A 24219-nucleotide genomic window follows, 5' to 3' on the forward strand; every position below is an offset into this window, starting at 1 on the left:
CGGGATTACGTACAATTCGCGCCTGATTTAAATTCGGATACCCATAAGGGTTGTGGAGATTTCTATGTACGCAGTATTCCAAAGTGGCGGTAAGCAGCACCGTGTGACTGAAGGCCAAATCGTCCGCCTGGAAAAACTGGAAGCAGCTACCGGAGACGTAGTTGAGTTCGACCAGGTTTTGATGGTTTCTGACGGCAGCGATGTAAAAATCGGTGCTCCGTTCGTATCAGGTGGCAAAGTGAAAGTGGAAGTGTTGGACCACGGTCGTGGCGACAAAATTAAAGTCGTCAAATTCCGTCGTCGTAAGCATTCTCGCAAGCAGCAAGGTCATCGCCAGTGGTTCACTGCAGTGAAAGTCACTGGTATCAACAGCTAATTAAGGAGTAACGACATGGCACACAAAAAGGCTGGTGGTTCAACCAAAAACGGTCGTGATTCAGAAAGTAAACGTCTGGGTGTTAAGCGTTTCGGTGGTGAGTCAGTGTTAGCAGGTAACATTCTGGTTCGTCAACGTGGTACTAAGTTCCACGCCGGCGCAAACGTAGGTATGGGCAAAGACCACACCTTATTTGCGACCTCAGAAGGCAAAGTGTCTTTTGAAACCAAAGGAAACAAGAATCGTAAATACATCAGCGTTGTTGCTGATTAATTAAGACGATTTTTATCGTTCGCCTAAAAGCGAGCGTAAAATAAGTTAAGCCCTGCCTTTTACGGCGGGGCTTTTTCATTTGTGCTAGAATTCCGTTCTGGATAGTCAATCAAGTAAGTAACTAAGTAAGTAATCAATGAAATTTGTCGATGAAGCAGAAATCCGCGTTGAGGCGGGCGATGGCGGGAACGGTTGTATCGGTTTTCGGCGCGAAAAGTATATCCCCAAAGGGGGTCCCGACGGTGGTGACGGAGGTGACGGCGGCGATGTGTATTTGCAGGCAGACGAAAACCTCAACACGCTGATCGATTATCGGTTCGAACGTTTCCACCGGGCCCAGCGCGGACAAAACGGTATGGGTAAAAACTGTACCGGCAAGCGCGGCGAGGATTTGACCCTAATGGTTCCCCCCGGTACCCGGGCGACTGACGAAGATACCGGCGAAGTGCTGGGCGATTTAACCCGACATGGGCAGCGGCTGATGGTGGCTAAGGGCGGCTTTCACGGCCTCGGTAATACGCGCTTTAAAAGCAGTGTAAACCGTGCCCCGCGGCAGAAAACCGATGGCACCCCAGGCGAAGTCAGGCAACTAAAACTTGAGTTGATACTGCTGGCTGACGTTGGTCTGCTGGGCATGCCCAATGCCGGTAAATCAACGTTTATCCGCTCAGTTTCAGCCGCCAAGCCGAAAGTAGCTGATTATCCTTTCACCACCTTAGTACCCAACCTGGGCGTTGTTCGTCCGGCGCCGCATCAAAGCTTTGTTATTGCCGACATACCCGGTTTGATCGAAGGTGCTGCAGAGGGTGCTGGCCTGGGAATTCAGTTCCTTAAGCATCTGGAGCGCTGTCGTCTGCTGTTGCACTTGGTAGACCTGGCCCCTTATGATGACACTGATCCTGCTGAGCAGGCGCGGATCATTATTGAAGAATTAGAAAAATACAGTCCTAAGCTAGCCGACAAACCGCGCTGGTTAGTGATCAACAAAATTGACTTAGTGCTGGAAGAAGAGCGCCAACAGTTGGTCGATGCTTTGGTTAATGAACTGGGCTGGGATGGGCCGGTTTATCAAATTGCGGCATTGGAAGGTCGCGATACCCAAACGCTGTGCCGGGATGTCATGGCACTTATCGAAACCTTACCGTCGCCTCATGAAGAAGCGGAGAAAGCCACCGAAGCAGATCCCGTTGACTTTAAGTGGGACAGCTACCATGACCAGGCCATGGCAGATGCTGAAGACGAAGATGACGACGATGATGATTTTGATGATGACGATTACGACGTCGAAGTCGTATACGAGCGCTAGCTTGCGTCGCTGACGCAAGCTTTCTTTTGCAGTCTAAGTCCGGGGTAGTTAAATGAAAATTTCACTCGTCGCCGCAATGGCGAATAAGCGAGTCATCGGTCGCGATAATAAAATGCCCTGGCATATTCCAAGTGAGCTTAAGTACTTTAAAAAGATCACCTTGGGTAAGCCAATTGTTATGGGGCGTAAGACGTTTGAATCGTTAGGGCGGCCACTGCCCGGACGCCAGAATATTGTCCTTTCCCATGCTTCAGGTCACCCAGAAACCAAGAATAATCAAGTGGTTTGGGTCTCCGGCGTAAAACAGGCGATAGCTGCCGCCGGGCCGGTGGATGAACTGATGGTTATCGGCGGTGGAAAAATTTATCAGGCTTTTTTACCCTATGCAGATCGTTTATATGTTACCGAAATTGATTTGGACGTAGCCGGCGATACACACTTTCCGGATTACCAGAGTGTATTTGACTGGCGCCAGGTTGAATGTCAGTATGTTGCCCCCGAAGGGCCGGACACGCCGGCTTATACGACTCGGATTTTAGATAAAGTAAGTTAATAAAATGTTATAAAATCAAGTGCTTATCGAGTTAAATCAGCGTTGAAGCAGGACCCGAAATAGGGTATTCTTTTGGTGAAATTTTGAGCAGTTGGTGATAGAGGTTACCTAGATGAAATCATTAGTATTGGGCTCTTTGATGGCAGTGGTTGCTGCAACGGGAGTTAGTTTTTCAAAGCAGGCACAGGCCAACGAACTGGCATTAAGCTTGTGTACATACGTTCAGGGTGATGACACCATGCGTATGCGTAAGAAACTACGCGATTCTCGTGTTCGTATCCGGGACATATACAGCGGCATTCAGTGTAACGGTCAAAGCCTGTTGCAGTTTGCAATGGCTAACGGCTCCAGCGATGTAGGAACCTTTATTGTCGGGCGGCTGTCAGTTGACGAGCTGCAATCCAATGGCGATTACCAATGGGCGCAGGAAAATGGCCATGGTGGCTCAGACATTGCTGCTGCGATACAAGAGCGCGCTGGTCTGTAATAAGACGCTACAAGTTGATGACGAAAAGGCTCCTGCGGGAGCCTTTTTCATATTTGTTAACAATTAATCTTCGGCTTTTCATTGCGTCCCGGCAAAAGCTCAGTAACATAAGTCCCGTGGTGAACTTTACGCAGGAACAAGGGATGTATTGGAAACAGGCGCGCAAGGGACTTAAGCCATTAGCAGGCCTAATGTTTATGGTAGCGGCATTCGCTGAAGCGGCGCCCGCAGGTATTTCAAAGGAGGCCTGCTTTATTGACGGGGTCGATGAACAACTGCAGTGTGGCTTTGTGTCGGTACCCGAAAATCATCAGCAACCCGGTGAGCGCAGGCTGCGCATTCATTACGCTATCTTACCGGCGATAACCGAAGCGAAAAAAAACGATCCTCTGCTGATTTTAGCGGGAGGACCGGGCCAGGCGGCAACCGAACTGGCACCGATGATCGCGCGGATGTTTGAGGGCGTGAGAAAACAACGCGATATCCTGCTGATCGATCAGCGCGGCACCGGCAAGAGCCACGCGCTTAGCTGTGATATTGAACATGCCGATGAGCTGATTCGCACAGACGATGAGCAAGATCTCGAGCAAATGGCGAACGACTGCCGGCAGCAGTATCCGCATACGGATCTGACTCAATACAGCACCCTAAACAGTATCCGTGATTTTGAACAAGTGCGCAGCCAGCTGGGTATTCAGCAACTGAATTTATATGGTGCGTCATACGGGACCCGCGTTGGTCTCAAATATTTGCAACAATATCCTGACTCGGTGCGAACGCTCACGCTGGACGCGGTCGCGCCTCCGCAAGTGGTTATCGGGCCCTTCGGGTTAAACGGTAGTGCGGCGTTCCAGGCTATGCTGAGGGATTGCCGTCAACAAACAGCCTGTGCCGAGCAATTCCCGCAGCTGCAGGCAGACTATCAACAGGTGATGGAAAGCCTTGAAACGCAGGGCCAGCTGCTCGAAACGAAAGATCCGTTAACTAACGAGCCGTTAACGTTGCGAATGACTGCGGGCCGCTTCAGTTCGGTGGTGCGGATGGGTCTTTACAGCCCATTTACTCGTCAGTTATTACCTTATGCAATTAGCCAGGCAAGTCAGCAAAACTACCAGCCGATACTCGGGCTAATGGGCGGCACTACGATTGAGGCACAAAACTCAATCTACCTGGGCTTAATGCTATCTGTTGTTTGCAGTGAAGACCTGCCGCGTGCCGACAGCCAACTGTTTGCCAGTGATGCTGACAATGATTTTATTGGCGGCCGAACCGGCGAAGCTTTTAAAGCTATGTGTGCGGGGTGGGTCACCGACCCTGTGGATCCGGCCTGGGCGAAACCGGTGCAATCCGATAAACCGGTACTGCTGTTGTCGGGCAGTCAGGACCCGGTTACGCCTGCCGCGTGGGGCGATTTAGCGGCACAGACATTATCCAATAGCCGCCATTTGGTTGCCGAGCATGCCAGTCATACAATCGCCGGACATACCTGTGCAAATAAACTGGTGGCAGATTTCATTGAAACCGCTCGTGTTGAAACGCTGGACGATAGTTGCCTGCAGCAACGCAGGTTGCAGCCTTTCGTGTTAAACGCTAACGGCCAGGGGCTATAAATTATGTTAACGGTAACAAAGCTGAGTAAAACCTTTAATGAAGTACAGGCGTTAAGGGAGTTAAGCTTTAGTGCCCCAGATGGCCAAATCACCGGATTGCTGGGTCCTAATGGGGCCGGCAAAACCACTTGCCTTCGCATTATTTATGGCCTGCTAAAAGCAGACCAGGGTAAAGCCTTGATCAATCAAGTTGATGCAAACCGATTTCCCCTTGATGCCCGCCGCCAAATTGGGATATTTCCGGATAAGTTTGGTCTGTACGAACGCCTGACCGTTAACGAGCAAATACGCTATTTTGCACAGTTACATGGCGTTGCCGGGGAGCAGCTCGAACAGCGGGTCAGTGCTGTGATCGAGCAATTGGATATTCAGGCGTTGAGCGGACGCCGTTCAGCGGGTTTTTCGCAAGGCCAGCGGATGAAGGTAGCGTTAGCACAGGCGCTAGTTCATCAGCCCAATCATTTGATTTTAGACGAGCCCAGTCGTGGGCTGGATGTAATGAGTACGCGAATATTGCGGGACATTCTGCGTGAGCAACGCGGTCAGGGGACCTGTATTTTATTTTCCAGCCACGTTATGCAGGAAGTCGCGGCATTATGTGACCGGGTGGTTGTTATGGCCAACGGCACCGTAGCGGCTGAAGGAACCCCTGATGAGCTGTGCCGGATGACCGGGGAAGCGGCGCTGGAAGAAGCATTTGTCAAGATTATTGGCAGCGATGAAGGAATTGTAGCCTAATGAATATGATCTCCATTCTCTGGCGTAAAGAGGTGACTGACGCTGCAAGGGACAAACGCTCATTACTGGCGGCCATGTCTTATGCTTTTTTTGGACCCATGCTGATGGCCGTTGCGTTCTTCTTTCTTATTAGCCAGCTGACCGATCCCGCGGATGTAAAAATATCCATTAACGGCAAGCAACATGCGCCCGAGCTGGTGGACCATTTAAACCGTCAGGGCGTTATTGAGCGTGATCAGCCTTGGTCGGCCTCAGAAACTCCGATTACCCTGACAATCCCGGCCTTATGGGACGATAAGCTGGCAACCGCAGAACCGATTACGCTGACGCTGCAGGCTGACTGGTCTGCGCAAAAGCAACAAACGGATATTCGTCGGGTTGAACAGGCGGTGCAGTCTTATGCTGCACAAATCAGTCATTACCGGCTGCTGTTGCGGGGTATTGACCCGCGCGTGGCAGAGCCCATTAACCTGAGCAAACAGGACCTTGCGACCCGGGGTTCGAAAGCAGCGCTTATCATGGGCAGTGTACTGGTGTTCATTTTATTGTCGGTGTTCTGGTCGGGAATGAATGTGGCTATTGATATCAGCGCGGGCGAAAGGGAACGTAATTCACTGGAGTTCCTGCTCTCGCAACCCGTCAGCACTCAGGCGATTGTCTGGGGTAAAACTCTGGCGGCAGCTACTTTTGCACTGCTGGGTGCGGCACTCGCACTGGTTGTTATTCCGGTCATTTTCGCCTACGTGCCATTACAGGACATTGGCATGAGTGTCGACTTTTCGCTATCTATGCTGCTGCTGATGTTTTTGTTGTTAATTCCTTTGGCTTTACTGGCTACCGTGCTGCAGTTATTTGTGTCGTTCCGGGCAAAAAACTTTAAAGAAGCACAAACTTACATCAGTTTTTTACTCGTTATTCCTATGGCCGCCTCTTTCGGGGTTGAGTTTGCCCGGCTAAAAACGCCAATTCTCTATTACCTGCCGTTAACCGGCCAACATCAGGCGTTTTTGTCAATGATCCGGGGCGAGTCAGTAAATTGGGTCGGGGCGGGAATCAGCGCCGCAGCCACGGCGATACTGGCTTACATTTTCGTCCGTTTGATTGCCCGTATGCTGCGCAGTGAAAAAACGGTGTTCGGTTTATAAGCTATCGGAAACCCGGGCATAATGATAATAAGCCCACTGACCGAGTCGTCTTAGCCGGGCTAACGGAAAACGCTTAAGGGGCATCTGGTAATAGGGCAGCGTGGGCAAACTTTCGCCCATAGCTGCTTGTGCCAGGCGGCGACCGGCTAAGGCGCTAAAACTGACACCGGCGCCACAGTAGCCAATGGCTGTATAAAGGTCATCGCCAACAGCACCCACTCTGGGATAGTTATCCAGCGACACACTGACCCAGCCACTCCAGAAATCGTCCCAGCTGCGCAGTTCCTGTAAACCGGGGAAGGATCCTTTCAGTGCGCTTAACAGTTGCTCAGCATAAACGGGCCGCTGGGCATGCTTACCCGAAATTGCACCACGACCCCCCATTAAAATACGCTTGTCCGGCAATAAGCGGAAATAATATTTTAACTTGCGCGTGTCCATGTAGGCATGCTGTGGCTGCAAGCCGGTGCTGGCTAATTGCTCATCGGTTAACGGGGGCGTCGTAATGATACTGGACAAAGCCGGCAGTGACCGACCTTGCAGCGCGGGTATCAGCGAATTTGCAATGTAAGCGTTGGTACAGACCAACAGTTTACGGCAACGAACGTCGCCCTCAGTGGTAGCCAGTTGCCAGCCATTAGCCAGTCGCTTAACACTCAGAGCGCTGCAGTTTTCTACCAGGCGAACACCGCTGTTGGCAGCCTGCTTCGCTGTAGCAGCAGCTAATTTAAGCGGATTAAGACTAAAGCAATCATCAAATTTAATCCCTGCGCGGGCATTATCACTGCGCAGGTAATCGCTCAGGTTATCGGCTGACAACCAGCTGACAGGCTGTTGGAATTGACGCAGTTGCTGATACTGTTGACGTAACGGACTGATGGCACCTGCGTTGTGAGCCAGCTTAATATAACCGCCGCGCTGCACATCGCAATGGTCGGGACACTGCTGAATATGGTGCTCGACCAATTCAAGTGCCTGCTGGTGTTCATCGGCAATGCGTAAAGCTGTGCGCTCGTCGGTTTTTGCAGCCCACTGTGCCAGCCCCAGCCGGCCAGTACTTTTCATCACAAAACCGGCGTTACGCCCCGAACAGCCCCAGGCCAGCCGGTTCGCATCAATTAAGGTAACCTCGCATTGATACTCTTTCGCTAATGTCAGGGCCGCATTAAGACCCGTATAGCCGCCACCAATCACTAGCAGGTCGGTCTGGGCCGGTAACTTTTCGCTGCCAGGCCACTCTCGCTCAGTTGTCTTCTGCCAATAGCTGGCCGTCATCGGCTGTGCGGCAGCCAGGTGCTTATCCGTCAGCGGATCGTACATTAGGCCGGCGAGTCAAACGAATCAAATGAAAGCATCATCTCACCGGCTTCGCAGTGACAGACACCGTCACAGACTATGCAGTGATAACCGTCATTGAGGGATGCTTGTAGCCAACGGTCCGGGTGTCGGTTAATTAACACCCCGCCGCAGCGGGAGAAATACTCATAGGCGCTGTTATTCGGGCTCTGCATCCATATGTGCGCCAGCCCGGCCTGACAACCGATTTGTTTAGCAGCATTAATACTGTGCTGTAATAGCTTTTTACCAATGCCCATGCCGCGCGCCTGTTCGTCAACGGCAGCGCATTTAAAGTAGCAGATGCGGGAGGCCGGTAGTGGCCAGCGCTCGACCGTGCAGGCATCATCAACAGACCAGTTGCCGGGTGCCAGAGTCAGGCGGATACCGACAATGCGACCGGCGTGTTCGGCCAGGTAATTGAGTTTTACCGAACCTTCTGTGCCGCCTTCCAGCAGGGCTGTCAGCGAAGCTTCATTGAGGTAATTATCGCCATGTACCCGGTTGGCCAGATCGATAACGGCCGCCGAGTCGGCAGCCGTTATGGGTCGTACAGTGAGATCGTATTGACTCATTAGTAACGGTACTCGTCCGTTTTAAATGGACCGTCTACGTCAACGTGAATGTAGTCAGCCTGAGCCGGTGTTAAGCGGGTTACAACCCCACCAAAGCCCTGCACCATGTAGCGTGCCACTTCTTCATCCAGATGTTTTGGTAACACTTCCACGCGCAGATATTGCTGTTGGTCCTGCTCGGACATATCGGCAAATTTCTGCTCAAACAGGTGCAGCTGAGCCAGTACCTGGTTAGCAAAAGAACCATCCATAATACGACTGGGGTGACCGGTTGCATTACCTAAATTAACCAGCCGACCCTCGGCCAGTAACAGCAGGTAATCCTGGTCGTCATCAGAGCGATAAATTTTATGCACCTGCGGTTTAATTTCTTCCCAGCGCCAATGATTGCGCATAAATTGGGTATCAATTTCGTTATCAAAATGGCCAATGTTACAAATCACGGCAGAAGATTTTACCGCGGCCAGCATATGCTTATCGCAGACATTCATATTACCGGTAGTGGTTACAATCAGGTCGGTATTTTCCAGTAAGGCTTTATTAATGTTGCTACCCTTACCGTCGTTGATGCCATCAAGATAAGGCGAAACGACTTCAAAGCCATCCATGCAGGCCTGCATGGCGCAAATCGGGTCAATTTCGGTCACTTTGACAATCATACCTTCCTGACGCAGGCTGGCGGCTGAGCCTTTACCAACATCACCGTAGCCGACTACTAAGGCTTTTTTACCGGACATCAAGTGGTCGGTAGAGCGCTTAATTGCATCATTTAGTGAATGGCGGCAGCCGTATTTATTGTCATTTTTAGATTTAGTCACCGCATCATTAACATTGATGGCGGGTACTTTCAGTGTACCTTTTTCCAGCATGTCCAGTAAGCGGTGGACACCGGTGGTGGTTTCTTCGGTGATACCGTGGACTTTCTCAAGCATCTGCGGAAACTTATCATGAATTAACAGCGTCAGGTCGCCGCCGTCATCCAGAATCATATTGGCGTCCCACAGGTCGCCGTCTTTGTGACAGGTTTGTTCCAGACACCACTCGTACTCTTCTTCAGTCTCACCTTTCCAGGCAAATACCGGCACACCACGGGCGGCCATCGTGGCAGCAGCGTGATCCTGAGTCGAAAAAATGTTGCAGGATGACCAGCGTACTTCAGCGCCCAGTTCCAGCAGAGTTTCGATTAAAACCGCTGTCTGAATGGTCATGTGGATACAACCAATGATACGTGCACCCTTTAGTGGCTTACTGTCAGCATACTTACGACGAATCGTCATTAAGGCAGGCATCTCGGACTCGGCAATGGCGATTTCTTTGCGACCCCATTCAGCCAGCCCAATGTCTGCAACTTTATAATCTGTGTGTTTCGGATCGTTCAAACTCATAATAGCTCTCTTAATCTGCAATTATCATTGATTGAATAAGCGCTCAAGCAACTGCTGCTGACGCTCTTTACTTAATCGCGCACCAAACTCAGTCACCAGTTCGGCAGCGGCGTGACTGGCCAGCCGACCGGCATCAGCTAATGTCATGCCCTGAGTCATACCATATAGCATAGCACCTGCAAACATATCGCCGGCGCCGTTAGTATCAACCGCGTCGACTTTAACACCCGGGATGTAGACCTGACGCTCGTTATCAATCACCAAAGCACCGTCTTTGCCCAGTGTAATGGCTACCGTACCGGCTTTCTCCAGCAAGGCTTTAGCTGCTGCTTCGGCATCGTCTTCACCGGTTAGCAATTGTGCTTCTTCGCGATTACAAAACAACAAATCAACGCCGCCGTCTAATATCAGGTCGATACCATCACGGAAGTATTTAACCATGGCCGGATCGGAACAGGTGACCACTAACTTAGTGCCGTTGTCCCGTGCAACTTGTTTGGCTTTGGTAATCGCCCCGCGAGCTATTTCTGAAGTGATTAAATACCCTTCAATATACAGATAATCTGCTGCCGCTATAGCCTCTTCATCCAGCTCGGTGGTGGATAAGTCAGCCGTAATACCCAAATGCGTACGCATAGTGCGTTCGGCATCAGGTGTTACCATCACCAGGCAACGACCGGTAATACCAACGTTTTTTTGCTGTTCCAGGTTAGTACGTATGCCTACCTGTTCTAGATCTTGGCGATAAAACTGACCCGCTTCATCATTAGCGACTTTGCAACAGTAAAATGCTTTACCACCAAACTGAGCAAAAGCAACTAACGAGTTAGCGGCAGAACCTCCGCCACACTGCTTTTTTAACTCGCCTAACTTGCTCAGTTCGGCAATCAGTTTATTTTGTTCGTCTTCTTCGATCAGAGCCATCATGCCCTTTTCGATTTTGTGCTGCTGCAAAAACGCTTCTGAAACCTCAAATTCCTGATCGACCAGAGCGTTACCAATACCGATTACATCAATGTTTTTCATAACATACAGGGGTTGCTAATTAAGGCGCATAGTATAGCCCAAGTTGCTATCAGAATCGATAAATGTAGCTTAGCAATAGTCCGGCCAACAGCAGAAAGTGATTCAGTGTCTGCCAACGCATCAATACAGTGACGGTTCGCTGCCACACCTGCTCGGCGGGCCGGCCGGCAAAACGTTGCCGCGAAAGCCGCCGTTGCTGAATTTTTATCGGTCCGCCCAGGCTGACATTGTGCAGTCGGCTTAGCGCCTCAAGCCACCAGGCATCGGGCCGCAACCATGCGCTGGAGGGCGTCAGCGGCTGCCTTGGACGCTGGCCTTTAAGAGCGGCTGCCAACTCAATCAGCGCCAACGGCATTAGTGTTATTGCTGATACGCTGACCGCATACAAGGCGCGGGTCGCCAGACCAAAGTGCCGGTAACGGGAATGACTGACTGGCCAAAGGTGATAAAGCTCGGTAATAAGACGTAAAGCCAGGCACAAAATGGGCCCGCCCAGCAACCAGCTAAGCAGCGGCACAAAGCGGTGTTGCAGCACGCTCATGGCGCGCAATTCCAGCGCGGTTTTTGCTAAACCATGACGACTTAGCTGATCGCAGTCGCGTTCGGTGATCCGGCTCAATAGTGCCCGGGCAGCGCGTTTCTGGTTTTTCTGTGCCAGTCGACGCACGCTGTTCAGCACCTGCAGGTAGGGCCGCTGACGTAAACACACCAGCAGCACAAGAGCGCCAACCAGCTGCGATAATTCGGCGGCATACACTACAATGGCGGTGGGTATCAGAGTCAGTACCAGCAATAGCACCAACGCCAGCCATCCGGCCAGGCGCTGCTGCCCGCCAGCGTAATGGGGGGGGTTAACTTTGGTTTGCAGATAATTGGCGAATAAACGAAAAATGGCAAGTGGATGCCATTGTTCCGGCCAGGGCAGCCAGCGCTCCAGCAACAAAGCCAGTAGCGCCAGTGTCCATGGTGACCATAGTAACTCAATGAGGTCTGATTCTGTCATCCACTCAGTTTGCCGAATAAATGGTTAAGCGGCAACCGGTGATGAATGACGATCGGTACCGCCTTCCTGTGTTGCCGGGTTTTCGGCTTTCGGCACAGCTGCACGCAGATGCTCCGCCTGACGGATCTTGCCGTGAATGTAATCGTGTAAATCGGCTACCCGGTAACCCGGCTTTGCTTTAAAGCGCAGAAAAGGCAGGCCGGCCGCTGCCAGCGTATTCTTAAGAAACAGGTTACGTTTCTGTTGCGTCAGGTTCGAGGTGGCAGGCTCCAGTTCAATAACGCCTTTAATCTGCAGGGTATCAATGTCGCACAACACGTAATCCAGAATGCGCTGGTTCGCTTTATTCTGTGCGTCTTTTTGCACGCTGCCGGAGACTCCGGGTTTTACACTGACAATGTCGCTTAAACGAACCCGGCTAAAGATACGGAAGTCTTTACCGACTGCTTTTTCCAGTAACGTCATAAACTGCGCTTCTTGCGCGGTACACAAGCTGACGTCTTTAAGCTTATAGGGGTAGGGAACATAATTTTCGGACATGCGGCTGGCGATCAGGGCCACCGCGATTAATACGACAACGAAAAGCAAAAGCACAAGTTCCATAATTCACCTCACCAAAAAATTGACACATAAAAGGTAAAGCAAATTATGTGCCAGTTTCCTTAGGTGAGGTGTCTGGCCGGCTAAAAGCGGCGCTATTAACTAGGCTTTATAACCGCTTTCAACGCCTTTAGTGGTGACCGAGACTGCATCATGGGCATGCAGCGATTCGTAGTGGTTGACCCGGACCCAAAAGTCAGTGAACAGTGGCATCTGGTTCAGCTGGTGCTGCAGGCGACGGGATGCATCTTCGCAGAACATCAGGTTTTGACCATTTAAGCGTGCAAATTCCTGTTCATCTTCGCGTTTAACAGCAGCCTGCACCGGAGTTTTCAGTGCTCCCTCGACGGCATCTACCAGCGCGACGATTGGGAATTCTTCCAGACCTTCTGCCAGTTTTACTTTTACCTGGGCCGTCGACCGTTGGCTGTGCGGGGTGGCTACGATGCCTTCGGTGCTGCCAAGCCATTCATGAATCGTCGCTTTATCAATAATTTCCTGGTCGGAAAACTTATCGACGAAAGCTTCCTGTATTAGCTGGCGAGCCAGTGCAGCCGAACAAGGACAGGTTGACGAGTAAGGCACATCAACTGCCAGCTCCAGCGATAGTTTACCGGCATCGTAACGCCCGGTTAAGCTAACGGGGTAAGCTTTCCAGCCCTTTTTACGGCTAATCAGCGACTCGCGACGCAGATGATATTCAAAATCAAACTTAATAAAAGCCTGATCACTGATGTCCTGATGGCTGTCAATAAAGTCGCACAACAGCTGCTTCAGCGACGCGTGGCTTAATTCACCTTCAGTTGACAGTTGATCCAGCAACAAATAAAGGCGCGACATATGGATGCCTTTAGTCTTCGGATCTTTAAGGTTAACGAACGCCTCTACGTGCGCAGCGACCGGCCGCTCTGCGGCATCAGAGGCAGCCACCATAAGAGGCACTTCTATGTTGCTCATGCCAACCCAATCCAGGGTACCTTCGGTTTGTGCCTGGCTATGGTTAGCGACATCGGGCATGCTATTAGGCATTCGTTTGGAACTCCGATTGGTTTGTGTTGTATTAAGCATAACTGATTAGTCCGCAATTATATCGTAGATGCTGGGATCATTTCATTCCCAAAAGAAAAATTATACTCAAGTTTACCGATTGTCAGTATCGGTTGACTGAATGAAGGATTACGCACAGGATAAGGATTTGGATTTAAAGGAGCTAAGGTAATGGCCGAGCAACCGGTGTTAGATGAACAGCTATTAAGGCAGTACTACGAAAGTTTGGGTAAAGAAGGGCTTGAAGCAACCCTGACAACTTTCGACCAAATTATTCAAAGTTATGCCAGTATTCTTCATCAGGCCGCCAAGAATAAAGACGAAGAGCAATTGCGAAGCCAGGCTCATAAAGTCAAAGGGGCCTGTAACTCGGTCGGACTAACGCAACTGGCTGCTTTAATGGAGCGGATAGAAAAAGAACCCTGGCAGTGGCCACAAGTCGAACAGCTGCTGGTCGAGTGGGCCGATTCGGTTATTCCACATCGCCAGCAACTGCAGGAATGGCTAAATCAAGAAGCTCACTGAGCTTCTTGCGTAACCTCACCGACAAAACGATACCCTTCACCATGAATGGTGGTAATTAAATTGGGGGTATCCGGATGCGACTCAAAGTGACGACGAATACGGCGTATGGCCACATCGACCGTCCTGTCATTAGGGCGTAAATCCCGGTCGAGCATGCGCTTCACCAGGGTTTCACGATCCAGAATGCGTCCCGGATTGGTTAAAAACAGTTCCAGCGCACGGTATTCGCTTTTCGGTAAGCGGAACATTTGTTTTTCGGGCGAATACAGACAGCGGCTATCGCTGTTAAGACGCCAACCGTGAAAGTGATACTGGACGCTGTCGCTTTCTACCGTGTTGCTGTTACGCGACGCTTCGATACGGCGAAACAGGTTGCGTACCCGAATGGTCAGCTCTTTTGGATTATAGGGCTTTATCAAATAATCGTCGGCACCCAGTTCTAACGCAAGTAGGCGATCATCCTCACTGTCACGGCCCGTCAGAAAAATCAGCCCGATGTTGTCCCGCTCGCGCAGGGACTCGGCTAATTCAAGACCATTCTTGCCCGGTAAGTTGACGTCCATGATCACCAGGTCAATACGTTCCTGGCGCATGATATTTTCCATTTGCAGACCGTCAGCTGCGTCAAAAACTTCATAGCCTTCCTGCTGAAACAAGCGAGTCAAGGTCTGACGAGTGACTACCTCGTCTTCTACAATTAATAGTCTGGCGTTCATAGGTCTCCGCAATCAGGGCATAGTATTATCGACTTATTGACTTCATATTATGACTTTTGTTCAAAAATTTTCAAGCAAAGGCGGGAAAGTGGTAGCGATTGCCGCTATCGGATAAGCTAACTGACCGGTGTCACTGGAAATTTAATAGTAAATTCTACGCCGTGATCCTGTTCACTAAAAAAGTGAATACTGCCGCCGAGTACCTGAGTTACCAGGTTATAAACCAGGTGCAGTCCGAGCCCTGCGCCACCTGAACCGCGTTTAGTGGTAACAAAAGGATCAAAGATTTTTTTTCTCAAATCGAAAGGAACACCGACACCATTATCCTGATAGGTGATTTCCAGCTCATCATCCATCAGCTCAAAAGATATCGTTACTTGACCTGACTCGCGACCATCAAAGCCATGCACCATGGAGTTAACGATTAAATTGATCAGTATCTGATTTAAAGGACCCGGCTTAGTGATTAGCTGGAGTTCTTCGGGACACTGCACATCAATCGGAAATTTTTCCGGATCCAGCCGGCGCGGTTTAATGGAAGTCAGGACATCGCGCATAAAACTGCATACGCTAATCGTTCGGTCGACCTCTGAGGACTGATCCACCGCAACTTGTTTAAAACTGGTAATTAATTCCGCCGAACGGTTTAGGTTACGATAGATAATGGTCAGACTTTCGTCGCAGTCGCTTAAAAAGCGCGAAAATTCGTTGGCTGAGATACGGTTCTCGTCAAATTTCTCCTGCATCAGAGCGAGCTTGTCCTGCAGCAGTGTCGAAGCGGTAATCGACAAGCCAATCGGGGTATTGACCTCATGCGCTATGCCGGCAACCATATCGCCAAGGGACGCCATCTTCTCTGACTCCACTAACTGACTTTGATATTGGTGTAATTGCTCTAAAGTGGTCAGCAGCTCCTGGTTGGACTCGCGCAATGCCTGTGTCCGTTGAGTGACTTTTTGTTCCAGCTCGGCATTTAACTGGCTGGCTTCCCGTTCGGCCCGCTGCTGGCGGGTGATTTGTCGTTGCACACGCTCCAGCATAATATTCAGCGAGTCGCTTAACTCGTTAAACTCGGCAATTTCAGAATCGGCCAGGCGCAGGGCATAGTTTTTATCCCGGGCCACCTGGCTTACTATGTCGACGATGCGCTCTAATGGCCGGCTAATGCGTTGTCGCAAGCGAATACTGATGAGCCAACAGACGATAATAGTGATAATGAAGACCACTACGGCTATTGCGATAGCCCGCCACATAAACTGATCGACTTCGCCGGTCGAACCGCGCAGATAAACATAGCCAATGATATTCTGATCGAGCTTAACGGGCTCAGCTACCTCAATATAATCAGGAGTCCAGCGCGGTCGGTCGAGTTGTTCTAACTGCGCAAATTTAGCCGGGATAGGGGCTAGTCCGTCGCGGTTATAGCTGGAGAAAAATGACAGATCACCGCTGTTAGGATCAAGTCGGTATATGTGCACATGTTCGACGAACTCGCTGTTAGCAAGGGGCGCTAAACGTCTCGTTTCGCCATAGTTGTCGTTTAAGGCGACGCTTTGAACCGCGTTACCGGCTACGATTTTTGCGTAAGATTCTACTCGTTTGGTAATTGAGGTCTGATATTGAGAAACCTGGCTGACAACATTAATACTAAACCCTATGGCCAGAGCAAAGCTTGTTACCAGTAAGACAATGGTAATGAGCCCACGTTTTAGGGATATCGTCTGCATGTCGTTAGTTACGTCAGCTGGTGGTCAACAGAATCAGCACATGTTAGCAAATCGTTAATGCTGACGCTTAACTTTTTTGCGCCTGATAAACACTAAATTTATTATTGCTGGCCAGCGTATGGCAATGACCAAAGGTAGCGATAATGACCTCCGGCCAGGGCAGAAAATTATTAGCGACCAGGTAGAGCTGTCCGCCCCGAATTAATTTGTCGTGCGCATCAACAATGAAACGCCGGGCGACCTGGTAATCGGTTTTTAACCCGGTATGAAAGGGTGGGTTACTGATAATACAGGCTTGTGGCGGTAGAGAAGGAGGTATTCCGTCACTGCAGAAAAATTGGTTATCGGCCGCGGCTAAATTAAGCTGCGCAGCCTGAATTGCCATCGGGTTAACGTCGCAAAGGCTTAGCTGCGCCTGTTGACGCCGCTCGATAGTAGCGGCAATAACGCCGTTGCCGCAGGCAAAATCTAAAATGGGGTCGGGCAGATGCGGCGGCAGTATCTCCAGCAATAGCTCAGTGGCCGGGTCCAGACGTCCCTTGCTGAAAACGCCGGGCAGGCTCCGTACAGAAAATTGCTGATTCGTTAAATTAATCGGCACAGAATGAATAAAGTCAGCCAGCGCAGGTGCTGGTCGCGACTCAGTAATCGTAGTTTGGAAAAGCTGGCAGTGGTTACCAGAAGCCAGCTTAACCGGGGGCGCAAAAAATGCCGGCAGCTTTTTAACCAAAGCAGCGATACCACCGCGTTTTTCCCCCGCCAGCCAGACCGGTGTGTCGGCATCCAGCTCTGATAGCTGTTCAAGCACATACTGGTTCAGTGCCTGTTCTTTGGCAACAATAAAAAGGACGCCAAAAAAATTGGTTAAATCCGGAGCCTTGGCCTGGCAATAAGGCTGTTGCCAATAAGCAGCATGGCCGGCATGAAAGCACCAGGCGGTATCGCTTAAGTCGGTTAAAAAGTCGCCGTCGGGATTTACTACTAATAGTTTTTTCTGCTGACTGCCGTCGCCGGACCAGGGTTGATGCGGCTGACGCTCTAATAGTCGCGCGACCGCCTGAGAAGTTGTTTGTGACGCCATAAATTAACTGAGTACATCCATTCTGATTTGGTGCTGCTGCAGCATGAAGAGTGTTGCTGAGCGGTGCTCTTTTATCGCTACGGTTTTATCGCGGTGATACAGTTTAACGCCCGGAAAGACTTCTCTGCCAACACTAATTTTTAGTGGCGGATGGTCATCAGATGCTGCTTTAACAACTGCCAGGTCGTCCCGGTAAGTGCTTAGCCGCGAGCGCTCCTGAGTTATCGCTTTAACCAGGGTGCGGGTGTGCTGCTCGCGCTGCTCTTCGTCTGTTAGCGCCTGGCAGCGCTGTAATCCTAACTGAAGGCGTTTCAGCTTGCTAATGGTACTTTTGAAGCCTGAACCCAGCCCCTGCATCTCATTTAATATGTCTTCATTTGGCGGGGGTTCAGACAGCAGGAAACGCGTCCGGGTGCCAGCCCGGGCGCCCAGCTGGCCGGCAAAAATCGGCGCGCAGGTTTCAAATGTACCGCCAATTATTTTGCCTCGGGCCTGCTTGTCATTACCACCAATCTCAGCAGTACCCGAGGTGATGACATGACAGTGGGTCAGCTGCTTATCAACCAGGATACCCTGGACACTTTCCAGATAGGCGTACTGGGCGTAAGCGCACCAGATACTGCCGGCGGCATTGAGCTTAGCGGTGAGGTGTGGAATAAAGCTTTCGTTATCCAGAGCGCGCTGCTCTTCTTCTTTGGAAATATGGCCAATACAGCCTTTGCGAACGGTGATATTACCGCCGGCGCGCAGTTCTGCCGAGTCCACATAACCGGCAACGGTAATATCGCCTGCGGCAACAATACGCATGCCTTCGGAAACGTTGCCGGAAATGATCACTGAGCCTTTAAAATCAACATGGCCGGTTGAAACATCGACGGATTTTAAGGTCAGCACATCGTCAATATTGGCCGTATTATGAGTAAACCAGGGCATACCCACTTTAGTAGCTACCAGCAGGTTACTGTCGTCGTCACTGATTTTACTGCCTTCGCCTTCGGCCAGTTGCAAATCTTCACCGGCTTCGGCAGGAAGGTGCTCGCCTTTAACGGTAAAGCCGTCAGCGCCGGGCTCAGGGCCGTAGCGGCGCATTAAAGGCTCACCTTCGTGGACGGTGATGTGTTTACCCAGGTCGCGCATATCGACACGCCCGTCATCACGTTGCTGTGGTTTTAAAACGCGGTGTCTGGAATCTTCCACCAGTGCTTCGCAATAGGCATTTTGACCGTTTTTAGGCCAGCGGCCCTTAGCCACAGTTAGCTCAATGGTTGAACCCGAAGGAGACTCAATACAATGCTGTATTGCCTGATTTATGGCACCGCGCTGAATACCGCTGGAAACGCCAAGGCGTTTTAATTCGCTGAGAAACTTGGGTCGGGTGATCGGCTGGCCGCCGTATGGAGAGGTAACTTCAGCAGTCGCCAGCATATTATCTTCGCTAATGCTAATGGCAAGAGTGGCGTCGATAAGTTGTGCAACCGCCTCGGTGTAATTACCGTTTGACTGGCCCTGCTGCTCAGCCCACTGGTTAAATTTGGTCGCAACAGCATTAAACACGCCGCTATCGGCTAATTGCGCACTGGCAAACTCCGATAGCTGAAACGCTTGTTTTAAATGTTCGCCTTTGACATTTTTTGCTGCCGCCGACACGGCAATGTAGACGTCAGAGCCATTACTGTTAAAGCGAACGTGTTGCGACGTGTTGCCGGGCATAACACCTGCTGGTTCAGTTTTCTATTATCACTGTATCGGCTCAGTGTACCGAAAAATGAGCACGGTGTGAGTAATTTTTTAACGTTAATGTCTGTCCAAATAGCTGGCGCTTGCCTGTAAGACATCAGCAAGGCATCCATTCAGTTGGTGCAAGTGCAGGCGTTTGTCGGCAAGACTTAATTGCGGCCATTGCTGGTAACATATTAAGGCGAAGTTGCTCAACTGGCTGGCGCCAATAGTCGAGCTTAATCCTTTTAATGTGTGAAGCGTTAACAAAGCATCCTGCTGGTCATTTGATAATGACTCATCCGCCAGTAATGGCTGGTACTGCAACTGGAACTGTTGCAGTACCGCCCGGTAAATACCCGGGTCATCATTGCAGTGCCGCAAACCCTGTTGAAAATCAATCGGCTGAGCTTTCATGAGGTGCGGCTGTCATAAACTTCAGCAAATGAATCAACCACTTCACTGGCTTCAGACATTTCGTTTTTATCAAACTGCGCCACGTTAAATAAGGCTTCGCCCTCGTTAGCTACCGGTATATTGCTGCAGCCAATCACAATGCCGTGTACCGGTGAAGCGATGATGTCGGCTTCGTCGGCATGAGGGCTGACAGTATGAGCCAGTACCTGATCTTTTTGAATGGTCTGACCCAGCTCGACTTTGCGCAATACCAGCCCGTCTTTTTCGGCCCGCACCCAGGTTGAGCGGTTAGCAATAACCGGGCTGAAGCGTTTGCCGCGGCGCCGGCCCTTAATCATTTTAAGGTGTTTCATCACGTTTTGTACGCCAATGACCCCTGAGTTAATCGACGGTTGATCGAAGCGCAGTGCTTCGCCGGCCTCGTACAGGATCAGCGGAATATTTAACTCATTAGCCAATGAACGTAACGAACCATCGCGTTCTTTTGAATGTAAAATAACCGGCGAGCCAAAGGCTTTGGCCATAGCCAGTGCCGCGCTGTTTTCCACATCAACCCGTATTTGCGGCAGATTACTGCGGTGGATAGCACCGGTATGTAAATCGACCACATGGGTCGCCTTGCTGACCAGTTGCTGGCTGAATAAGTAGGCCATTCGGGAACCCAGGGCGCCTCGTTCTGAGCCCGGAAAGCAACGGTTTAAATCGCGCCGATCCGGTAAATAGCGAGACTGCTGCACAAAGCCAAACAAATTAACGATAGGCACGACAATAAGCGTACCGCTAAGCTCAAGAGCGTCGGTGTTGTTGATGATTTGTCGGCAAATTTCGATGCCGTTAAGCTCGTCACCGTGAATAGCCGCGCAAAGTAACATGACTGGCCCGGGGCGGGTGCCATGAAAAACATCAATACGCAGATCCAGAGGGGCATCGTTGTATAAACGCACCGCCGGCAACAGAATGTGTTGATGTGAGCCAGGCTCAATGCGTTTGCCCGCCAGCTCAAAAACAGCCATTGCGGTTTTAGCTGAGTTACGCTGAGCTGCCATTAACCACGGCCTTTAGTACGGGTGTTGTGGGCTTTGGCGTTTTTTTCCAAAAAGCTGATGATTTGGCCGGCTACGTTTTTCCCCGAGGCGGTCTCAATACCTTCCAGGCCCGGCGATGAATTAACTTCCATTACCAACGGGCCATGGTTAGAGCGCAGAATATCCACCCCGGCTACGTTAAGCCCCATGGTTTTGGCTGCTTTAATTGCCGTCTGCCGCTCAGCCGGGGTCAGCTTAACCAGGCTGGCGCTGCCGCCCCGGTGCAGATTAGAGCGGAACTCGCCGGCCTTTGCCTGCCGCTTCATCGAGGCAATCACTTTATCGCCGATGACAAAACAACGAATATCGGCACCACCCGCCTCGCGAATATATTCCTGCACCATAATATTGGATTTCATGCCCATAAAGGCTTCAATAACGCTCTCTGCCGCCTGCGCGGTTTCTGCCAGCACTACCCCAATACCCTGAGTACCCTCAAGCAGTTTAATCACTAGCGGCGCACCGCCCACCATGTCGATAAGGTCAGGAATGTCTTTGGGCTGATCCGCAAAACCGGTAATCGGCAGACCGATGCCTTTGCGCGACAACAGCTGCATTGATCGCAGTTTGTCGCGGCTGCGCGAAATAGCCACGGATTCATTTAACGGGTAGGTACCCATCATTTCAAACTGACGCAGTACCGCAGTACCGTAAAAGGTAATGGAGGCGCCAATCCGCGGAATAACGCAGTCGTAGTGAACCAACTCTTTACCGTGCCGGTGGATGGAGTTCTCGCGGGCATTGATGTTCATGTAGCAGCTCAGCGGATTCATAACATCCACCTCATGTCCTGCTTCTTGCGCAGCCTCTACCAGACGACGGGTGGAGTACAGATTGCTGTTGCGCGATAAAATAGCTATTCGCATGGGAACTCTCCTAATAGGTGGGCGGCGGCCGGATTAACCGTAAAGTGGTGGCGCATGGCCTGGCGGCCCAGCAGCATGCGAAACTTCATGGTATCGCGGTTCGTTAATGTCAGTTCGATGATTTCATTAAAAGACCCCAGCACCAGACGCGAACGGATGACATAGCGCATTTCGCTGTGTCCTCCCGAATCGGTTACCTGGCGTTGCTCGTAGACAGGCACATCAAACTGGTGTTCTTGTTTGGAGTCTTGCTGAGGGTGCAGGTACACTCTCAACCAGGCTTCGCCATCGCGCTCGAACGGGACCAGTTTAAACGCATGGAGGCAACTGGTCTTGGCACCGGTATCAACTTTCATATGAATGCGATCGATGCCAAGTTCCGGCAGTGCGCCCCATTCTTTCCAGCCCAATGTCTGCATTTTTCTCCTCCTTAAAGAACCAAAGTTTTATACAGATACGTATACAATACAAGCCAAGTTACGTAATCTGTTCTACTATTTTTTTTAAACAACATCTTTTAAGGAGATGACATGGCCGCGTGCCCAGCGTGTGATTGCGAAACCCCGTTAGGGTTTAAAATCCGAATGGCGTTTCAGCCAATAGTCAATGTGCAGAGCAAAGATGTTTTTGCTTTTGAAGCGCTGGTTCGTGGGGCTAATGGAGAAGGTGCCGGAGAAGTGCTGGCGCGGGTCAACGAGAGCAATAAATATACCTTTGACCAGACCTGCCGAATGGCAGCGATCGAAACAGCCGCAGCCGTTAATCTGCCGTCAAAGCTTAGTATTAATTTTATGCCTAACGCGATATACGAACCGGAAACCTGCCTGGCAAAAACCTTAAAAACTGCCCGAAAAACAGGCTTTCCGCGCGAGCGTATTATTTTTGAAGTGACCGAGCACGAAAAAGTCGAAAACCATGAGCTGTTAGTTGATGTTTTTAAAACCTATCGGCAGCATGGTTTTTTAACCGCCATCGATGATTTCGGTGAGGGCTATGCGGGCCTGAACTTACTGGCTGATTTCCAGCCAGATATCTTAAAAATTGATATGAAACTGGTGCGTAATATCCATCAGGACCGAATTAAAAAGGCTTTGTTCTCGGCGGTACAGCGGGCAGCGGAAGAGCTCGGTATCCTGCTAATCGCCGAGGGGGTAGAAACCCACGACGAATACCTGTATCTGAAATATAACGGAGTCGAATTGATGCAGGGCTATTATTTTCAGAAGCCCGAGATCGAAGCTTACACCATACCTGAATTTGATTAACTGTGGTTACGACTGGCCTGCAAGTGCTGTAAGTGGGCTTTAAATTCGTAAATCTCCCGGTCCAGCGCCGACGCGCTGACATACAAGTCATAGCCCAGTAACTCGCGCAGTTGTTCCATGCGTAGCCCGAACGAAGCAATTAACCCTTTATAAACTGTACCGGCAGGGCTGACATAGCGGTCGGGAATATCAAAATATTGCGAGTAGTCCGTCTGATCGGGCCGCTCATGGCGCAAAGCCATGGTTAACAACTGGCGCTGCTCGAATAACAGCGCCGAGGCCAGCCGTGGCGAAACAGACCGCAGTACCTCGTCAACATCATGCAGCCGAAAGCCGATAAACGGGGCATCTTCCAGTTCCAGCACCCGACTGATGCGCGGCACATCGTAACGAATAATGTTATCCCAGCTAACCTGCCAGCTACCGCGGCGGTGCAGATAGCGGATGTGCTCCGGAGTAATAACCAGTGACACATCAGGTTCAATCAGTTTTCCCACACCCAGCAATAAAAAAATAGCAGAGGCGGCACCGAACACCACGCTCACACCCAGTGGCACCTGGTCACTGGCCAGATGCGCGAAAACAATGACGATAAACAGTGCCAGCCCAATACCGCAAAAGGTAAGAGCGTTGCGCTTAGCTGCCGGGGTAACATTAAACTGCATTAAACACCTGTTGAATAAGTTGTCGGGTAAAATTCTTTTTTAAATAAAAGCCCCGCGGACGCACCTGAATAATACCACCATCAGGTCCATACGCATCCGTTAAGGCGCTGCCGTCGGCAGCCTTGGGCCGAATCTGCAGGGCACTGCCCTGACGGGCAGTGATCGACTCTACCTGGCCCAGCGCAATGCGATCCATGTGTTCTTCCCAGTCCTGTTGCAGACACAGCTCCTGTTCAGCAGAAGGCTGCCAGATAAAGGCACTGCCGACTACACGCTCGGCCAGAGGAACAGACCGGCGGCCGTCAATCGGCAACCATAGCACACATTGTAACTTGTTATATACGTTGCTTGAGCGCCATTGGATGCCCTCAATATTGGTTAACGGAGCAACGCAAACAAAGGTTGTTTCCAGCGGCTGACCGGCAGCATCGACTGGCAGCGTTTTTAATTCCACCCCCAGCTCAGGGAAGTCCTGAGTGGGCTTAGAACCGGCGGTGGCACCCAGGTAATGTTCCAGCAACATGCCGACCCAGCCTTTATCGCGACGCAAATCAGCCGGAATAGCCAGATCCGCACGGGCCGCCAGATCACCGAATCGCTGACCGGCCAGCTCACTGGCACGGCTGAATAATTCATCAATACTGTGTGGGCGAGTGGATGTAAATGTCATATTAGGCCGTTAATGGTTTGCCCAATG

The 24219-nt window shown here is 50.8% G+C and carries 27 protein-coding genes; 10 read left to right on the plus strand and 17 right to left on the minus strand.

Features of this window, described 5'->3' with window-relative positions:
* The first annotated feature begins 64 nt into the window (after window positions 1-64).
* The 8 genes from rplU to LG288_RS02045 all read left to right on the plus strand — a co-directional run bounded on the left by rplU (window position 65) and on the right by LG288_RS02045 (window position 6488).
* The gene (gene rplU / locus LG288_RS02010) at window positions 65-376 is read left to right on the plus strand and encodes a 50S ribosomal protein L21 (protein WP_404401520.1); all 312 of its coding nucleotides are present in this window, start codon (window positions 65-67) and stop codon (window positions 374-376) included.
* 15 nt (window positions 377-391) lie between these two features.
* Window positions 392-649 (plus strand): 50S ribosomal protein L27, encoded by a 258-nt coding sequence (gene rpmA, locus LG288_RS02015; protein WP_404401522.1) that lies wholly within the window; start codon window positions 392-394, stop codon window positions 647-649.
* Between the two features lie 136 nt (window positions 650-785).
* On the plus strand, window positions 786-1955 hold the full coding sequence (gene cgtA / locus LG288_RS02020; RefSeq protein ID WP_404401524.1) for an Obg family GTPase CgtA: 1170 nt from the start codon (window positions 786-788) through the stop codon (window positions 1953-1955).
* 52 nt (window positions 1956-2007) lie between these two features.
* Complete coding sequence (gene folA, locus LG288_RS02025; RefSeq protein WP_404401526.1) at window positions 2008-2508, plus strand: type 3 dihydrofolate reductase; 501 nt, start codon at window positions 2008-2010, stop codon at window positions 2506-2508.
* Window positions 2509-2620: 112 nt separating this feature from the next.
* On the plus strand, window positions 2621-2995 hold the full coding sequence (locus LG288_RS02030) for a DUF3718 domain-containing protein (RefSeq protein ID WP_404401528.1): 375 nt from the start codon (window positions 2621-2623) through the stop codon (window positions 2993-2995).
* A 143-nt stretch (window positions 2996-3138) separates the two neighbouring features.
* Complete coding sequence (locus tag LG288_RS02035; RefSeq protein WP_404401530.1) at window positions 3139-4605, plus strand: alpha/beta hydrolase; 1467 nt, start codon at window positions 3139-3141, stop codon at window positions 4603-4605.
* A 3-nt stretch (window positions 4606-4608) separates the two neighbouring features.
* The gene (locus LG288_RS02040; protein ID WP_404401532.1) at window positions 4609-5343 is read left to right on the plus strand and encodes an ATP-binding cassette domain-containing protein; all 735 of its coding nucleotides are present in this window, start codon (window positions 4609-4611) and stop codon (window positions 5341-5343) included.
* The gene (locus LG288_RS02045) at window positions 5343-6488 is read left to right on the plus strand and encodes an ABC transporter permease (RefSeq protein WP_404401534.1); all 1146 of its coding nucleotides are present in this window, start codon (window positions 5343-5345) and stop codon (window positions 6486-6488) included. Before LG288_RS02040 ends, LG288_RS02045 begins: the two co-directional genes overlap by 1 nt.
* On the opposite strand, the gene LG288_RS02050 is transcribed toward LG288_RS02045, so the two are convergent.
* From LG288_RS02050 to folE2, 7 genes are all read right to left on the minus strand, one after another.
* On the minus strand, window positions 6483-7808 hold the full coding sequence (locus tag LG288_RS02050; RefSeq protein WP_404401535.1) for an NAD(P)/FAD-dependent oxidoreductase: 1326 nt from the start codon (window positions 7806-7808) through the stop codon (window positions 6483-6485). The two genes, LG288_RS02045 and LG288_RS02050, sit on opposite strands and share 6 nt — an antisense overlap.
* Window positions 7808-8398 (minus strand): GNAT family N-acetyltransferase, encoded by a 591-nt coding sequence (locus LG288_RS02055; protein ID WP_404401537.1) that lies wholly within the window; start codon window positions 8396-8398, stop codon window positions 7808-7810. The genes LG288_RS02050 and LG288_RS02055 overlap by 1 nt, the downstream gene beginning before the upstream one ends.
* Entirely contained in the window at window positions 8398-9783 is a 1386-nt protein-coding gene (gene ahcY, locus LG288_RS02060; RefSeq protein ID WP_404401539.1) for an adenosylhomocysteinase, read from the minus strand. The genes LG288_RS02055 and ahcY overlap by 1 nt, the downstream gene beginning before the upstream one ends.
* Before the next feature lie 24 nt (window positions 9784-9807).
* Entirely contained in the window at window positions 9808-10809 is a 1002-nt protein-coding gene (locus LG288_RS02065; protein ID WP_404401541.1) for an adenosine kinase, read from the minus strand.
* A 49-nt stretch (window positions 10810-10858) separates the two neighbouring features.
* Window positions 10859-11812 carry a cobalamin biosynthesis protein gene (locus tag LG288_RS02070; RefSeq protein ID WP_404401543.1) on the minus strand — a complete coding sequence of 318 codons (954 nt, stop codon included), beginning with the start codon at window positions 11810-11812 and terminating at the stop codon, window positions 10859-10861.
* A 24-nt stretch (window positions 11813-11836) separates the two neighbouring features.
* A complete protein-coding gene (locus LG288_RS02075) occupies window positions 11837-12415 on the minus strand; it encodes a DUF2726 domain-containing protein (RefSeq protein ID WP_404401545.1) in 579 nt (192 codons plus the stop codon).
* A gap of 99 nt (window positions 12416-12514) precedes the next feature.
* Window positions 12515-13441: a GTP cyclohydrolase FolE2 gene (gene folE2, locus LG288_RS02080; protein ID WP_404401547.1), complete on the minus strand. Its 927-nt coding sequence runs from the start codon at window positions 13439-13441 to the stop codon at window positions 12515-12517.
* A gap of 189 nt (window positions 13442-13630) precedes the next feature.
* Between folE2 and LG288_RS02085 the strand changes: the two genes are divergently transcribed.
* On the plus strand, window positions 13631-13984 hold the full coding sequence (locus LG288_RS02085; protein ID WP_404401549.1) for an Hpt domain-containing protein: 354 nt from the start codon (window positions 13631-13633) through the stop codon (window positions 13982-13984).
* On the opposite strand, the gene arcA is transcribed toward LG288_RS02085, so the two are convergent.
* The 8 genes from arcA to LG288_RS02125 all read right to left on the minus strand — a co-directional run bounded on the left by arcA (window position 13978) and on the right by LG288_RS02125 (window position 22011).
* Entirely contained in the window at window positions 13978-14700 is a 723-nt protein-coding gene (gene arcA / locus LG288_RS02090; protein ID WP_404401551.1) for a two-component system response regulator ArcA, read from the minus strand. The genes LG288_RS02085 and arcA overlap by 7 nt on opposite strands.
* 116 nt (window positions 14701-14816) lie before the next feature.
* Window positions 14817-16427, minus strand: a complete 1611-nt coding sequence (locus LG288_RS02095) for an ATP-binding protein (protein ID WP_404401553.1) — start codon at window positions 16425-16427, stop codon at window positions 14817-14819.
* Between the two features lie 67 nt (window positions 16428-16494).
* Window positions 16495-17508: a methyltransferase gene (locus LG288_RS02100; protein WP_404401555.1), complete on the minus strand. Its 1014-nt coding sequence runs from the start codon at window positions 17506-17508 to the stop codon at window positions 16495-16497.
* 3 nt (window positions 17509-17511) lie between these two features.
* Complete coding sequence (locus LG288_RS02105) at window positions 17512-19218, minus strand: DUF342 domain-containing protein (protein ID WP_404401557.1); 1707 nt, start codon at window positions 19216-19218, stop codon at window positions 17512-17514.
* An 84-nt stretch (window positions 19219-19302) separates the two neighbouring features.
* Window positions 19303-19641 carry an Hpt domain-containing protein gene (locus LG288_RS02110; protein ID WP_404401559.1) on the minus strand — a complete coding sequence of 113 codons (339 nt, stop codon included), beginning with the start codon at window positions 19639-19641 and terminating at the stop codon, window positions 19303-19305.
* Window positions 19638-20654, minus strand: a complete 1017-nt coding sequence (locus LG288_RS02115; protein WP_404403007.1) for a succinylglutamate desuccinylase/aspartoacylase family protein — start codon at window positions 20652-20654, stop codon at window positions 19638-19640. Before LG288_RS02115 ends, LG288_RS02110 begins: the two co-directional genes overlap by 4 nt.
* Before the next feature lie 32 nt (window positions 20655-20686).
* Window positions 20687-21592: a 30S ribosomal protein S6--L-glutamate ligase gene (rimK, locus tag LG288_RS02120; protein ID WP_404401561.1), complete on the minus strand. Its 906-nt coding sequence runs from the start codon at window positions 21590-21592 to the stop codon at window positions 20687-20689.
* Window positions 21583-22011: an ATP-dependent zinc protease gene (locus LG288_RS02125; protein ID WP_404401563.1), complete on the minus strand. Its 429-nt coding sequence runs from the start codon at window positions 22009-22011 to the stop codon at window positions 21583-21585. Before LG288_RS02125 ends, rimK begins: the two co-directional genes overlap by 10 nt.
* Window positions 22012-22176: 165 nt before the next feature.
* Between LG288_RS02125 and LG288_RS02130 the strand changes: the two genes are divergently transcribed.
* On the plus strand, window positions 22177-22857 hold the full coding sequence (locus LG288_RS02130) for an EAL domain-containing protein (protein ID WP_404401565.1): 681 nt from the start codon (window positions 22177-22179) through the stop codon (window positions 22855-22857).
* On the opposite strand, the gene LG288_RS02135 is transcribed toward LG288_RS02130, so the two are convergent.
* Window positions 22854-23522 (minus strand): DUF2982 domain-containing protein, encoded by a 669-nt coding sequence (locus tag LG288_RS02135; RefSeq protein WP_404401567.1) that lies wholly within the window; start codon window positions 23520-23522, stop codon window positions 22854-22856. The two genes, LG288_RS02130 and LG288_RS02135, sit on opposite strands and share 4 nt — an antisense overlap.
* The gene (gene mutH, locus LG288_RS02140) at window positions 23512-24192 is read right to left on the minus strand and encodes a DNA mismatch repair endonuclease MutH (protein ID WP_404401569.1); all 681 of its coding nucleotides are present in this window, start codon (window positions 24190-24192) and stop codon (window positions 23512-23514) included. Before mutH ends, LG288_RS02135 begins: the two co-directional genes overlap by 11 nt.
* Window positions 24193-24219 lie beyond the last annotated feature (27 nt).

The organism is Idiomarina seosinensis (genome assembly GCF_044797955.1).
Classification (GTDB): domain Bacteria; phylum Pseudomonadota; class Gammaproteobacteria; order Enterobacterales; family Alteromonadaceae; genus Idiomarina; species Idiomarina seosinensis_A.